The sequence below is a fragment of the uncultured Methylobacterium sp. genome (assembly GCF_964242245.1).
Lineage (GTDB): Bacteria > Pseudomonadota > Alphaproteobacteria > Rhizobiales > Beijerinckiaceae > Methylobacterium.
The window spans coordinates 1-14,164 of record NZ_CAXTBY010000105.1 but is presented as its reverse complement, the minus strand read 5'-3'; the positions used below and the strand labels follow the sequence as shown (position 1 = coordinate 14,164).

Genomic DNA, 14,164 nt, shown 5'->3' with positions numbered 1-14,164 from the left:
GAAGAGGTCGCGACGGGTTCTGGCAGCGGGCATCGCGAATCCTCAGGTCTGGGGTTGATGTCTGTCGATATGCGCGCGCTCCCTCTCCCAAGGGAGAGAGCTGGGTTGAGGGGCGTGACATCTACGGAAAGGTCACGCCCCTCATCCTGTCCTTTCCCCCCGGGAGAAGGGACCCGCGCCAAATCCTGTATCTTCAAGGAAACAAGATCAGGTCAGGCGGCCGAGGCCTGCGCAACCGCGTCCAAGCGGCGGAAACGGGCGCCCGGATGGGTCGCCTTGAGATGCGCGCTGCCCTCCGGGAAAAGCTTTTCGCGAAGCGTCCCGTCGCGGTACCGCTGCTTGAACGCGCCGCGGGACTGGAGTTCGGGGACGACGAGGTCGACGAAGGCTTCGATGGTCTCCGGCGCCACGGCGCGGGTGAGGTTGAAGCCGTCGACGTCGGCTTCCTCGGCCCAGGACAGCAACGCGTCGGCGACTTCCGAGGGCGACCCGACGATGAACGGGGCCCGTGCGCCGCGCGGGCCGAACTCGGCGAAGTCGGCGCGCGTGAACGGGCGTTCGCCGGGTATCGTCAGGTTCTCGACGAGCGACTGCATCGCGTTGGTCTTCACGTAGGCGAGCCCTTCGTGCGCATCGAGCTCCGACAGGTCGATGCCGGTCCAGCCGGAGACGAGGGCGAGTTGCCCCGCGACGTCGAGGTAGCGCGCGTACTCGTCGCGGAGCTCCAGCGCCTCGGCCCGCGTCGGCGCGACGATCACCGTGGCGCCGAGGAACATCAGGATGTCGTGAGGATCGCGCCCCGCCGCCTTGGCGGCCTCCCGGATGGCGCGCACCGCCTTCGCCGCGATCGGTTTGGTCTGGCCGTTGAGGAAAATGCTCTCGGCGTGCCGGGCGGCAAACTGGCGGCCTCGCGACGACGCCCCGGCCTGGTAGAGCACCGGCGTCCGCTGCGGCGACGGCTCGGTCAGGTGCTGTCCGTCGACCTGGTAATACGGGCCGTCGTGGACGACGCGGTGCACCTTGTCGGGGCGCGTGAAGACGCCGCCCGCACGGTCGCGCACGGCGGCGCCGTCCTCCCAGCTTCCCTCCCAGAGCTTGTAGGCGGCCTCCAGGAAGTCCTCGCCCGCATCGTAGCGTTCGTCGTGGGCGCGGGCCTCTGCCAAGCCCATCCCGCGCGCGCCGCTCTCGAGGTAGCCGGTGACGACGTTCCAGCCGACCCGGCCGCCCGTCAGGTGGTCGAGGGTCGAGACCTTTCGCGTGAACGCGTAGGGGTGCTCGTAGGTCAGGTTCGCGGTGACCCCGAAGCCGAGATGCTTGGTGGCGTGCGCCATCGCCGGCACGACCAGGAACGGGTCGATGTTGGGTGCCTGCGCCGCCCGTGCCAGCGCGGTCTCGGCCCTGCCGCCGTAGACGTCGTAGATCCCGAACACGTCGGCGAGGAAGACGCCGTCGAACAGGCCGCGCTCGGCGGTGCGGGCGAGCGAGACCCAGTACTCGAGGGTGTTGTAGCCCGCGGTGGTATCCCGCGGATGCCGCCATAGGCCTGCCCAGGTGTGGCCGGGCGCAGCCATCTCGAAAGCGTTCAATCGCAGTTCGCGCCGTGCGCTCATAACGCAGTCCGGATTTGAAAAGGCACCGCGTCCTGCCACGAAAAGCAGCAGGCAGCGTATCCGAGCAAGCCTAACGGCCGATCGCCGCCGGTCAACGAAAATGATCTTCCGATAAACTTATGAATTTAAAAAAGCTGATCCAGATCGACGCGTAAATGGAGTTCTGATTTCCGAATATGTGGCAAAGATTGGATTCCCACTTGCGGCCCTCGTCACGATTGTCGATCTGTGACGGCAGAAACTGATGCCGGGTCGCTTGCTGCCGCAGGCGCGCGGCCCCCCTTCGGCTTCACGGGATCGGACGGATGTCTCAGACGGATGCGGGATGGGGCGCGGGGCCGAGCGCGCGCTACGAGGATCTCGCCGCCGGCTTCCGGCCGGTCTTCGCGCGGGTCCGGGGCACGGCCGTGGCGCGGGACCGGGAGCGCCGGTTGCCCCATGACGAGATCGACTGGCTCAAAGATGCGGGATTCACCACCCTGCGGCTCGGACGTGACCAGGGTGGCTTCACTGCCAGCCTGCCGGAACTGTTCGCCCTGCTGATCGAGCTGTCGCAGGCCGACCCCAACGTCACCAATGCGCTGCGCGCCCATTTCGGGTTCACCGAGGACGCGTTGTGCTCGTCCTCTCCGGAATGGCGGGAGCGCTGGCTCGGGCGGATCGGCGACCGTCAGACGGTCGGCAGCGGCGTGTCCGAGACCGGCGAGGCGAAGGTCGGGCAGTTCGACACCATCCTGCGCCCGCGAGGGGCGGAATGGGTCTTGAACGGCCGGAAATTCTACACCACCGGCTCGCTGTTCGCCGACTGGATCCACCTCTCGGCGCAGGACGAGGCGGGGGCGGCGATGGTCGCGGCGGTGCCCGTGCGGGCGCCGGGCGTCGCGATCGTGGACGACTGGGACGGCTTCGGGCAGGCGCTGACCGCGAGCGGCACGGCGACGTTCACCGACGTGATCCTCGGGCCGGACCTGATCAAGCCGGACCCGGCGCGCTTCCCCTACGCGATGGCGTTCTTCCAGCTCGTCCACCTCGCGACGCTGTCGGGCATCGCACGCTCGGCCGCAGTCGATGTGGCTAAGCTCGTGTCGGAGCGGACGCGGATCTACAGCCACGGCAATGCCGGCCGCACCAGTGACGATCCGCAGGTGCTGGAGGTGGTCGGGCGCGGGCGCGCAGCCGCCTACGCGGCCGGCGCGATCGTGCTGAAGGCCGCGGAGTCCGTGCAGCGGACCTACGAGGCTCATCGTGCCGGTCGGTCGGCCGAGGCCGAGGCCTCAATCGCCGACGTCGAGGTCAACCAAGCGGTGACGGTGGTGACGAACCTCGTCCTCGACGCCACGACAACCCTGTTCGACGCGCTCGGCGCCTCGGCGACGAAGGGCGGGCTCGGCCTCGACCGGCACTGGCGCAACGCGCGCACCATCGCCTCGCACAACCCGCGGATCTACCGCGCCCGCACGGTCGGCGACTTCGCCGTCAACGGCACGGCCCCGCCACGCCAGTACCGGGTCGGCTCCGCATAAGCACCCACACGACCGGACCCTGAAGAGGAAGGAGTTTTCCATGGCGCGTCATGGAGAAAAACTGCACCTCGGCGCCTTCCTCTATCCGGGCGGGCACCACGTCGCGGCTTGGCGCCACGCGTCGTCGCAGGCCGATGCCGGGGTCGATCCGGCGCATTACCGGCGCCTTGCGCAGGTCGCCGAGGCCGCCAAGTTCGATCTCATCTTCCTCGCCGACGGCGTCAGCATCCGCGGCGACGATATCGACGCCTTGAGCCGCACGGCGATCCGCTACGTCGGGCAGTTCGAGCCGCTGACCCTGCTCTCCCACCTCTCGGCGGTGACCGAGCGCATCGGCTTGGTCGCGACCGCCTCGACCACCTACAACGAGCCCTTCCACGTCGCGCGCAAGTTCGCCTCGCTCGATCACCTCAGCGGCGGCCGGGCGGGCTGGAACCTCGTCACCTCAGCCGATCCCCGCGAGGCCTACAATTTCGGCCGCGACAGCCACCTCGCCCATGCCACGCGCTACGCCCGCGCCGAGGAGCTCGCCGACGTGGTGGCGGGCCTGTGGGACAGCTTCGAGGACGACGCCTTCGTCCGGGACCGGGCGGAGGGACGCTTCTTCAATCCCGACAAGCTGCACGTGCTGGCCCACGAAGGCGCGCACTTCTCGGTGCGCGGGCCGCTCAACGTGCCGCGGCCGCCGCAGGGGCATCCGGTGGTGGTGCAGGCCGGCTCCTCGGAAGCCGGCAAGGCGCTCGCGGCCCGGACCGCCGAAGTGATCTTCACCGCACAGACGACGCTGGAAGATGCCAGGGCCTTCTACGCGGACGTGAAGGGCCGCATGGCACGGTACGGTCGCGACCCGGACGACCTCAAGATCATGCCCGGTGCCTTTCCGGTCGTCGGGCGCACGGAGGGCGAGGCGCAGGACAAGTACGGCGCGCTCCAAGACTTGATCCACCCCGTCGTCGGGCGTTCGCTGCTGGAGCAGCTCGCCGGCCTCGACCTCTCCGGCTACGCGGACGACGCCCCGGTCCCCGAAGCGCCCGCCACGGAGGGCGGCAAGAGCCGGCAGGCCCTGCTCGTCACGCTCGCGCGGCGCGACGGTCTGACGATCCGCGAGCTCTACCTGCGCATCGCCGGCGCACGCGGGCACTGGACGCTCGTCGGCACCGCCGCGCAGATCGCGGATGCCCTGCAGGAGCGCTTCGAGGCGGACGGGGCCGACGGCTTCAACATCATGCCGCCGACGCTTCCCGGCGGGCTGGACGACTTCGCCGCGCTGGTGATCCCCGAACTCCAGCGCCGCGGCCTGTTCCGGACGGAATACGAGGGCCGGACGCTGCGCGAAAACCTCGGCCTGCGCCGCCCGGCCCATCGCCGCCACCTTTCGTCCGGCCGCGCAGCGGCCGAGTAGCCGCCACTGCGCGACGGATGCGCCGTCCCGTCTCACCGGACGCGCGGGATCACGTGGCGGGCGAAGCGCCGCATCTCGGCCTCGAAGGGCTGGAACTGGAGCATGAACAGTTCGATCCCGGCCGCGTGGAAGGCGCGGATGCGCGCGGCCACCGTCTCGTAGCTGCCGACGAGCCCGGCCGCGGTGCCGCCGTTGGTGCCGACATGGCGCGCGGCCGCCGCATCGGTCTTGGCGAACATCACGCTCGCCGTGTCGGTCCGCGCCCGCGTGTCGGCGCGGAGCGTCGCGTCGCGGCCCGCGAGCGCCAGGAGGCGCGCGTGCTCTCCTTGCGCCTCCGCGTCGGTCTCGCGCGCGATGACGAAGGCCGAGAGGCCGTAGGCGAGCGGGCCGTTGGCGGCCGGGCGGCGTGCCACGTCGGCGATCAGGCCGGCGACGTCGTCGAGCGGCTGGCCGTTGATGAACCAGATGTCGGCGTGGTCGGCTGCCAGCGCGCGTGCCGGCTCCGACTCGCCGCCGAGATAGATCTTCGGGCGCGCCCGGTATGTCCCGGCCGGCCGTAACTGGTAGTCCTCGATCCGGAAGTGCTCGCCCGAAAAGCTTACGCGCTCGCCGCGCATCAGGCTATCGACGAGGCCGATCCACTCCCGGCCGTAGCCGTAGCGCGCGTCGTGGGCCGGAAACGGCAGGCCGGCCTTCTCGAATTCCGCCCGGTTCCAGGCGTTGACGAGGTTGAGCGCGAAGCGGCCGCAGGCGATGTGCTCGATCTGCAGGGCCATCTTCGCCAGCACCACCGGATGGTAGAGCCCCGGCTTGATCGCCGCGATGAGCTCGATCCGCTCCGTCAGCGCGGCAAGCGCCGCGGTCGCGGTCCAGGCCTCCAACTGGTCGCGGCGATCGTCGTAGGGGTTGGCCGTATGCTGGGCGACCAGCACCGCGTCGAATCCCAGCGCCTCCGCTTCCACGACCAGGGCGCGGTTGCGTTCCCACGAGGCGTCGTCGGGCTCGTCCGGGTCGTGGTGGGCGGCGCGCGCGCCGTGCACCGCCGCCCAGATGCCGAAGCGCAGGGGATGATCGCGCACTGGCTCAGCCCCGGCCTGCCGGCGGCTGCCAGATCCGCACGTCGGTCGCGTCGATCTGGCGCGGGATCAGCCCGGCCTCGCGGAAGGTGTCGGCGATGGCCTGCTGCTCGCCGAGCTGGGCCCGCTCCACCGGATCGACGACGTAGGTGCGCCGGGCATTGGCCGCCGCCACGATTGCCGGCGGCAGGTCGCCCCAGACGGGGGCCAGCAGGGCCACGGCCGCGTCCGGATTGTCCTTGACCCAGCGCCCCGCCTCGCCGAGCGCCTGGAACACCGTCGCGACGATGTCCGGGTGGGCCGCGACGAAGCTGTCGTTGGCTAGGTAATAGCGGTGGTAGCTCGAAAACCCGGTGGCGTCGGCGATCACCCGCACCGGGCGCTTGGCCTCGGCGATGGCGAGGAACGGGTCCCAGATCACCCAGGCATCGAGGCTCCCCTGCTCGAACGCCGCCGCGCCCTCCGGCGCCTGGAGATAGGCCGGCTTGATGTCGGCAAAGCTCAGGCCCGCGCGCTTGAGGGCGGCGGCGAGCACGAAATGGCAGCCCGAGCCGCGCGAGACGCCGACCGTGCGGCCCTTCAGGTCCGCGACCGTGCGGATGGACGAGGAAGCCGGCACGATGATCGCCTCGGCCGCGGGCGAGCCGCGTTCGCGGGCGTAGAACGTCAGGGCTGCGTTGGCGGCCTGGGTGAAGATCGGCACCGCGTCGGCGACGTCGGCGTGGAGGTCGACGACGCCCGCGTTCATCGGCTCGATCACGTTGGTGAACAGGTGCCAGGACGGAGTGAAGCCCAGCGGCTTCAGCCGTTCCTCCAGCGTGCCCTTCACCTTCAGGATGGTGAGCAGCACGGAGGAGCGCTGATAGCTGAGCCTGACGGTGCGCTCGGCGGCGCGGGCGCCGCGAAGGCCCGGGACCATGCCAGCGAGCCCGGCCGCCAGGGTCGCGCCGGCGCGCAGCACGGCGCGGCGGGACGGCGGGACAACGCCGCCGCGCGGGGATGTGACGATCATGGTGTTCTCCGATGGATGCGCCGCGGGCTCAAGGCTCGGGCGGTTGCGCGGTGGGCCGGCCGGCTTCGCTCGCGGCCTCGACTTCGTTCAGGCGTCCCGTGGCCACGTCGTAGACGAAGCCGAAGATCGGGATGTGGCCGGGCACGAGCGGGTGGGCACGGATGCGCCGGACGTCGTGAGCGACGCTGCCGAGCCGGTCGGGGATCGTCAGCCAGTCGATGCCGTGGCCGGCGGGCGAGCCGCCGCCGTGATGCGGGTTCACCCAGGCGCCGTTCTCCAGCGCGGCCGTCTCCAGGCTGTCGGCGAGCAGGTCGCCGAGGATCGCGTTCGTGAAGAACTCCATCCCGCAATCGGTGTGGTGGATGACGAACCAAGCCCGCGTGCCGAGCAGCTTGTGCGAGATCACTAGCGAGCGGATGGCGTCGTCGCTCGCCCGGCCGCCGGCATTGCGGATGACGTGGGCATCGCCCTCCGACAGCCCGGCGTACTTCGCCGGATCGAGGCGCGCGTCCATGCAGGTGAGGATCGCGAAGCGCCGAGCCGGCGGCAGGGCGAGGTCGCCCTTGTCGAAGGCGCCGGCGTAGGCCTCGTTGGCGGCGATCACCTCGTCGTAGACATGGTGTGCGATCGTCTCTGCCATCGGGAAGCTCCTGTCGCCATCAGGCAGATGGCACCGTGCCGACTACGCCGGAAGGGGCTCCGTCGATGCGATGGGTCTGGACTTCGGAGCGTTTCAAAGTATCGACTTCGCCCAGGACCGCGTCAAAGGAAGCCTATTTCCAATATCCATCGTGAGCGACAATGTTATTCGCCGGCGCAGCCGTTGCGGAAAATGCTCCACTACTCCGCCTTCATCACCGGGTCGCTGGCTGCCGGGATGCCGAGGTCCGAGGTGATCGACGATGGGGCGCGTGCGGAGACGGCGAGGGTCGCCATGATCAGGACGTGCCGGCTGCTCAGGGTGCGGCGACCGGCAGATCGGGCCGTGGATCGGCGGTGAACCCGTGCCGGTTCGGCATCACCACCCCAGACAGCGAGACGGCATCGAGGCCGGCGCCCTCGGGCAGGACGCCGTTGAGCTGCAGGACGTAAGCGCTGACCGCGTAGACCTCGTCCGCGGTCAGGGATTGTGGGGCATCGAAGGGCATCGCGCGCCGGATATCGTCGAGCAGGGTCGTCGCGTAGGGCCAGTAGCTGCCGAAGGTCCGGACCGGCTTTCCCGTCGCCAACGTGCCACGGCCGCCCACGAGGGCATCGGCGGCGCCCTCGCCCTGCGCACCGCGGCATCCGGCGCGGCGCGCGGCGAAGAGAACCGCTCCGTCGCGCGCCGTGCCGTAGCCGGGGGCCCCGACCATCGGTACGGACATCGATGTCCCAGGGTGCGACGGCCGCCGGGATTGCGGGACGGCCGAGGCCGAAGCGAGGCGGAGGGTCCGCCGTGGCAGGTCCGATCGCAGGTATGATAAGCGCCCGTGTCCACCGTCCCATGTCGTCAGATCGTCGGCGCCGTCAGTCTTATGGCCGTATGTAGAACCCAATGCGCTTGGCTAGGCTCAAAATCACGCCGACGCACAGCCAACGATGGTCCACGCCACCGCTAACGACGGCACGTGCCATCCCCTTGGTGCATTTGCTCCATAAGGCCGGCATTTTCCAGCGAGGTGGATGCCGCCTTGCGTGAAGACAATGCGACCATGCAAGGCGTTAGAGCATTTTCCGTGATCCGAAGATCATGGGAAATGCTCTAGAATGGGAAAAGCCGCTTGCCCATCTGCAGCGTCACCCACTTCACCTCCGTGAGCGCCTCCAGCGAGTAACGTCCACCCTCGCGGCCGAAGCCGGAGTTCTTGACGCCCCCGAACGGGACGTGCGGCTCGTCGGAAATGGTGGTGTCGTTGACGTGCACCATGCCGGATTCCAGCCGCAGGGACAGGTCGAGCGCCTTCTGCATGTCGTTGGTGATCAGAGCCGCGGAGAGCCCGTACTCGGTGTCGTTCGCGATCCGGAGCGCGTCCTCGCTGTCCTCGGCACAGATCAGCGAGACCACGGGTCCGAAACTCTCCTCGTGGTAGATGCGCATCCCGGGCGTCACGCCGGTCAGCACGGTCGGCTGGTAGAACGGCCCCTCATGCGTGCCGCCGGCGACGATCGTGGCGCCCTTCTCGGAGGCGTCCTTGAGTTGGCCGTCGATGAAATCGCACTGGCGGGCGCGGATCAGCGGGCCGATCACGGTCTCCGGGTCGCGCGGGTCGCCGACCTTGATGCCGGCGGTCTTGGCCTTGAACGTCTCCGCGAAGGCGTCGAACAGCGGCGCCTCGACGATCACCTTCGCGCTCGCCATGCAGACCTGCCCCTGGTGCAGGTAGATGCCGAAGGCTGCGGCGTCGACGGCGTAGTCGAGGTCGGCGTCCGCGAGCACGATCAGCGGGCTCTTGCCGCCCATCTCCAGCGTGAACCGCTTCAGGTGCCTGGCCGCCTCCACGGCGAGATGCCGGCCCGTGCGCGTGGAGCCGGTGAAGGTGATCATCCGGACGCGCGGGTCGGCGATCAGGCGGTCGCCGACCTCGGCCGGCACGCCCGGGATCACGTTCAGCACGCCCGGCGGCAGGCCCGCCTCGTCGAACAGGTCCGCGATCAGCGCGCCGGAGATGGGGGTCTCCTCGGACGGCTTGAGGATGAACGTGTTGCCCGTCGCGAGCGCGTAGGCGATCTTCTTCATCGACAGCAGGAACGGCGAGTTGAACGGCGCTATGCCGGCGACGACGCCGAGCGGCCTGCGGATCGAGATCGAGATCTGGCCGGGCATCGTCATCGGCATGGTCTCGCCCATGACGTGGCGCGCGTCCCCGGCCGCGCAGCGCAGCGCGTCGACCACGTACTCGATCTCCCACAGCGCCTTGGAGAACACCGAGCCGCATTCCTCGATCAGCAGGTCGCGGATCTCGGGCGTGCGGCGGAGGATGACGTCCGCGGTCTTCAGGAGTAGGCTCTCGCGCTCGGAGACCATCGTCCTGCCCCACGTCTGCGCCGCGGCGTGCGCGGACGCGATCGCGCGATCGACCTCCTCGGCGCCCGCCTGCTGCGTGCGGGCGAAGACCGCGCCGGTCGCGGGATTGACGTCGTCGGCGAGCCTGTTGCGCGAGGACTTCGTCCACGTACCATCGATGAACAGCTTGTAGTGCGGCAGGCCGTCGATGACATCGAACGCAGCCGGATTCATGGAGGGCCTCCTCGGGAGCGGAACGTCAGAGCGCGCCGCCGCGCGCCGCGGCGGCGATGAAATCGCCCTGCCGGATCGCGAGCGCGACGATCGTGAGCGTCGGGTTGCGCGCGCCGCCGGTCGAAAACCGGCTGCCGTCGGCGATGAACAGGTTGGCGCATTCATGCGCGCGGCCGTGGCCGTCCAGCACGCCGTCCTCGGGCCGGGCGCTCATGCGGTTGGAGCCGAGATTGTGGCTTGCCGGGTAGGGCGGCGCCTCGATCGAACGCTTCGCGCTGGCGGCCTTGTGGATGCCGGCCAGCATCCTGAAGCCGTGGTTGCGCATCCGCAGATCGTTGGGATGGTCGTCGTAGTGGAGGTTGGCCACCGGTACGCCGAAGGCGTCGAGTTCGTCCCCCAGCGTCACCCGGTTGCCAGCTTGAGGCATGTCTTCGCCGGTCATGAAGAGGCCGGCGATGTGGGCGTACTGCTCCATCACCTGCGCGAAGTCCCTGCCCCACCAGCCCGGCTCGAAGAACGCCGCGCATGTCGGCAGCCCCATGCTGTTCAGCTCGATCAGGTAGCCGCCCGAGAAGCCCCGCGACGGGTCGTGGCTCGCAAAGTCCGGGATGTAGCCGGCCATGATCTCGCCGCGGTTCATGTGGACCGGCCTGTCGAACACGGACCATACCGTCTGCACGACGTGACGCAGGTAGTGCCGGCCGACGTGACCCCAGCCGTTGGCCAGGCCATCCGGGAAGCGCGCGCTCTTGGAGTGCAGCAGCAGGCGCGAGGACTCGACGCAATTGCCGGCGAGTACCACCACGCGGGCGGATTGCCGCCGGCGGACGCCGTCCGCGTCCACGTAGACGACGCCGGAGGCGCGACCCGACGCCGCGTGCTCGATCTGCACGGCGCGGCACTGGCAACGCAGATCCAGCCTGCCGGTCGCCGCGGCGCGCGGCAACTCGACGTTGTGCGTCGACCAGCGCGAGCCGTTGCGGTCGCCGGTGACGGTGAAGCCGTCCTGCACCGTCGCCGGACGGCCGTCGTAGGGGATCGCATTGATCGCGTGCCGGCCGGTCGAGACGGTCAGCCCCAGCCGCTCGGCGCCGGCGCGCATCACCTTGTAATTGTTGTTCGGCGGCAGCGGCGGCAGGCCGTTGGTGCCGGTCACGCCCATGCGCGCCTCGGCGCGCTCGTAATAGGGTTCGAGCTCGGCCAGCGTGATCGGCCAGTCGATCAGGCTGGTTCCGGGGATGTCGCCGTAGACGGTGCGGGCGCGAAGCTCGAAATCCTCGAAGCGGTAGCAGCAGCCCGACCAGTGCGTGGTGGTGCCGCCGACCGTCATGCAGCTCCACGACGGCGCCGTCGGATGGTCGCGCGCCACGCGCCAGTTGCCGGAGGCGGTGCGCTTGTCGAGCCAGGACAGCATCGCGTAGCCGGCCCACTCGTCGTTGACGAAATCGTCGGTGGAGAGCTGCCTGCCGGCCTCCAGCACCACGACCTTCAGGCCGTGGGCGCAGAGCTCGTGGGCGAGCGTCCCACCGCCGGCCCCGGAACCGATGATGACGACGACATCGCCGTCGTCGAGCGCGTAGGTCGCCATGCTCAGACCTCCCCGCCGGCGGCCTCGGCCGGCTCCGGCAACCAGTCGAGGTCGTCGAACCCGCGGTGCACGAAGCCGCCGATGTCGGAGACGGCGCCCTCGTAGCCGCACGCCTGCCAGACCTCGACGTCGTCGTAGAAGAAGCGGACGGCGGCCCGCTGGAGCACCGTGAAGGCAGGCGTCGCCTCGATCGCCTTCAGGCTCGCGACCCGGTAGCTCTCGGAGCGCTCCCTGAACGGGAGCGGCAGCGCGGCATCGAGCGTGTCGAGGGCTTCCGCCACCAACTGCGCCGCGGCCGGGCTCGCCGCGAACAGCCGGTCCATGTGCAGCACGGTGCGGCGGTAGACGCGCTCGGGGATGGCGTCGTGCGGGCAGAGCGTGCGCACGACCGCGACCACCGTCGCGGCGGCGCCGGGCGACAGCAGGCTCAGCGCATCGGTCCAGTCGTCGCCTTCGGAGACGGCGAGCGGCGGCGGCAGGCGCGGGTCCTTGCGGGCCAGGTCCTTGCGGGCCGAGTCCTTGCGGGCGACGATGGGGTCTGCGGTCATGCTCGTGTCCCCGAAGCGCGATCGAGGGCGGACGGTCCGTCGCGGAGAGCGGCGGTCATCCCTTCACCGCGCCGAGCGTCAGGCCGCGGATGATGTGCCGCTGCAGCAGGAAGACGACGGTGAGCACCGGCGCGAGCGCGACGACGCCGACCACCGCCATCTCGCCCCAGCGCACGCCCTGGCCGGTGATGAGCTTCGGGATCGACACGGGCAGCGTCTGCACCGCCTTGCCGCCGAGCATGAACGCGAACAGGAACTCGTTCCACGCGAAGATGAAGCACAGCACCGCCGTCGCGACGACGCCGTTGCGCAGGAGCGGCAGCACCAGCCGCAGGAACACCTGCGGCCTCGACCAGCCCTCCAGCGTGGCGGCTTCCTCCAGCTCCACGGGCAGGTCGCGGCAGAAGCTGCGCAGCACCCAGACGTAGAACGAGAGATTGAAGGTCATGTAGGCGAGCGTCAGGCCAGTGAAGGTGTCGAGCAGGCCGATCTTGGCGAAGATGAAGTAGAACGGGATCACCATGCACACCGGCGGCGCCATCCGGGTCGCCAGGATGAACAGGAACAGGTCGTCCTTCGCCCGCATCTCGAAGCGCGCGAAGGCGTAGGCCGCGGGCGTGCCGATGAGAACGACGAGGGCGGTCGAGATCGAGCACAACACGAAGGAGGTCAGCAGGCTCCAGGCGAAGCCCTTCGCGATCACGTAGTCGAAATGGTCGAGCGTCGGCGTGAACAGCCAGACGGTGGGACGCGCGAACATCGCCTCGTTCGGCTTCACCATCATCGTCGCCATCCAGAAGATCGGGAACAGCGTGACGACGGCGTAGACGACGGCGATGGAGGTCCAGAGAAAGCCGCTGGAGCGTTCGTCACGGACGGCGGCGAGAGCCATTGTCAACCTCAGAATGCGTTCAGGCGCTTCTTGGCGACCTGATAGAAGACGTTGCAGAAGGCGAAGAACGCGATCCAGACCAGCACCGCCATGGCGGAGGATTCGCCGAGGTTCCAGAACTCGAAGGTCATCTTGTTGGCGAAGAGGCTCGGCGTCTCGGTCGCGATCCCCGGTCCGCCGCCGGTCAGGATGTAGACCGTGTCGAACACCTTGAAGGCGTCGATGAAGCGCAGCAGACCGATGACCACCAGCAGCGGCGTCATCATCGGCAGCGTGATCTTGAAGAACACCATCAGCGTCGAGGCGCCGTCGACCGCCGCCGCACGGTAGGGGCCGAGCGGCAGCGCCTGAAGCCCGGCGAAGAACGCCAGCATCATGAACGGCGTCCATTGCCAGACGTCGACGAAGATCAGCGCGTAGAGCGCGAAGGCCGGCGAGGCGAAGGCGGAGGTCTCGCCGATCAGATCGAACCGCTCCAGCACGTTGAAGGAGATAAGCCCCCACGAGCCGGCGAGCATGATCTTCCACAAGAGGCCGACGACGATCGGGGCCATCATGGTCGGCATGAACAGCAACGGCACGATCACGCCGCGGCCGCGCACGTTCTGGTTCAACATCAGCGCGCCTACGAGGCCGAGCATGAATTCGATCGGCACGGAGATGCACACGAACACCGCGGCGACGCCGATCGAGTTCCAGAACCGCGGGTCGTTCAGCAGTTGCGCGTAGTTCGTGAACCCGACGAATTCGGTCACCCGGCCGAACTTGGCCGCGTGGACGCTGATGTAGGCGGTGTAGAGGAACGGGATCAGCGACACGACCGTCAGCGTGATCATCGACGGCGCGATCAGCAGGTAGGGATACCAGATCCGAGGCCGCGCGCGTGCGGCCTCGGGCGTCAGGATCACGGCGTCTGCGGCGTTCGCCATCGTCAGTCCTTCATCGCGCCTAAGCATCATTCCGCGAAGTGGACCGCGGTTCGCGGAGAAAAATGATGCGACCACAAGAAGATCTAAGCAGGCTTGCGTGGGCGAAGCCACGAAAGCCCGCTTAGAGGCGGCGAACGGTCCCGTGCTCCGGACGCCGCCGTGCCCGGCTTTCCGGCCGGGGATGGCGGCGTCTCCGAGCGCACCGCCCGAGTCTCGAAGCGTCGTCTTCAGAGCAGGCAGGTTGTGGGACAGAGCTTCAGCAGTTCGGCCTGGCCCTTCTTGGCGCCGTCCTCCGGCGACAGCTTGCCCAGGCCGACCTCCTGGGCGATCCCGCTCATGACGTCGTAGATCTCGTAGAACTTCG

Annotated in this window: 11 protein-coding genes and 1 pseudogene; 2 read left to right on the top strand and 10 right to left on the bottom strand. The window is 69.0% G+C overall.

Features of this window, described 5'->3' with window-relative positions:
- Positions 1–212: 212 nt before the first annotated feature.
- Positions 213–1,610 carry an LLM class flavin-dependent oxidoreductase gene (locus ACFE8Y_RS17350; RefSeq protein ID WP_375465631.1) on the bottom strand — a complete coding sequence of 466 codons (1,398 nt, stop codon included), beginning with the start codon at positions 1,608–1,610 and terminating at the stop codon, positions 213–215.
- Between the two features lie 305 nt (positions 1,611–1,915).
- Between ACFE8Y_RS17350 and ACFE8Y_RS17345 the strand changes: the two genes are divergently transcribed.
- Positions 1,916–3,133, top strand: a complete 1,218-nt coding sequence (locus ACFE8Y_RS17345) for a monooxygenase (RefSeq protein ID WP_375465630.1) — start codon at positions 1,916–1,918, stop codon at positions 3,131–3,133.
- A 40-nt stretch (positions 3,134–3,173) separates the two neighbouring features.
- On the top strand, positions 3,174–4,535 hold the full coding sequence (locus ACFE8Y_RS17340) for an LLM class flavin-dependent oxidoreductase (RefSeq protein ID WP_375465629.1): 1,362 nt from the start codon (positions 3,174–3,176) through the stop codon (positions 4,533–4,535).
- A gap of 32 nt (positions 4,536–4,567) precedes the next feature.
- Here ACFE8Y_RS17340 and ACFE8Y_RS17335 read toward each other — a convergent pair whose 3' ends face one another.
- The 9 genes and pseudogenes from ACFE8Y_RS17335 to ACFE8Y_RS17295 all read right to left on the bottom strand — a co-directional run bounded on the left by ACFE8Y_RS17335 (position 4,568) and on the right by ACFE8Y_RS17295 (position 13,800).
- Complete coding sequence (locus ACFE8Y_RS17335) at positions 4,568–5,614, bottom strand: LLM class flavin-dependent oxidoreductase (RefSeq protein WP_375465628.1); 1,047 nt, start codon at positions 5,612–5,614, stop codon at positions 4,568–4,570.
- Between the two features lie 4 nt (positions 5,615–5,618).
- Positions 5,619–6,623 carry an aliphatic sulfonate ABC transporter substrate-binding protein gene (locus ACFE8Y_RS17330; protein WP_375465627.1) on the bottom strand — a complete coding sequence of 335 codons (1,005 nt, stop codon included), beginning with the start codon at positions 6,621–6,623 and terminating at the stop codon, positions 5,619–5,621.
- A gap of 28 nt (positions 6,624–6,651) precedes the next feature.
- Positions 6,652–7,263 (bottom strand): beta-class carbonic anhydrase, encoded by a 612-nt coding sequence (locus ACFE8Y_RS17325; protein ID WP_375465626.1) that lies wholly within the window; start codon positions 7,261–7,263, stop codon positions 6,652–6,654.
- Positions 7,264–7,579: 316 nt separating this feature from the next.
- Positions 7,580–8,111 (bottom strand): annotated as a pseudogene (locus tag ACFE8Y_RS17320) (c-type cytochrome).
- Between the two features lie 256 nt (positions 8,112–8,367).
- Positions 8,368–9,843: an aldehyde dehydrogenase family protein gene (locus ACFE8Y_RS17315; protein ID WP_375465625.1), complete on the bottom strand. Its 1,476-nt coding sequence runs from the start codon at positions 9,841–9,843 to the stop codon at positions 8,368–8,370.
- A gap of 25 nt (positions 9,844–9,868) precedes the next feature.
- Positions 9,869–11,431: a GMC family oxidoreductase gene (locus ACFE8Y_RS17310; RefSeq protein ID WP_375465624.1), complete on the bottom strand. Its 1,563-nt coding sequence runs from the start codon at positions 11,429–11,431 to the stop codon at positions 9,869–9,871.
- Between the two features lie 2 nt (positions 11,432–11,433).
- Positions 11,434–11,979: a hypothetical protein gene (locus ACFE8Y_RS17305; RefSeq protein WP_375465623.1), complete on the bottom strand. Its 546-nt coding sequence runs from the start codon at positions 11,977–11,979 to the stop codon at positions 11,434–11,436.
- 55 nt (positions 11,980–12,034) lie between these two features.
- The gene (locus ACFE8Y_RS17300; RefSeq protein ID WP_375465622.1) at positions 12,035–12,871 is read right to left on the bottom strand and encodes a carbohydrate ABC transporter permease; all 837 of its coding nucleotides are present in this window, start codon (positions 12,869–12,871) and stop codon (positions 12,035–12,037) included.
- A gap of 8 nt (positions 12,872–12,879) precedes the next feature.
- Positions 12,880–13,800 carry a carbohydrate ABC transporter permease gene (locus ACFE8Y_RS17295; protein WP_375465621.1) on the bottom strand — a complete coding sequence of 307 codons (921 nt, stop codon included), beginning with the start codon at positions 13,798–13,800 and terminating at the stop codon, positions 12,880–12,882.
- Between the last annotated feature and the right edge of the window lie 364 nt (positions 13,801–14,164).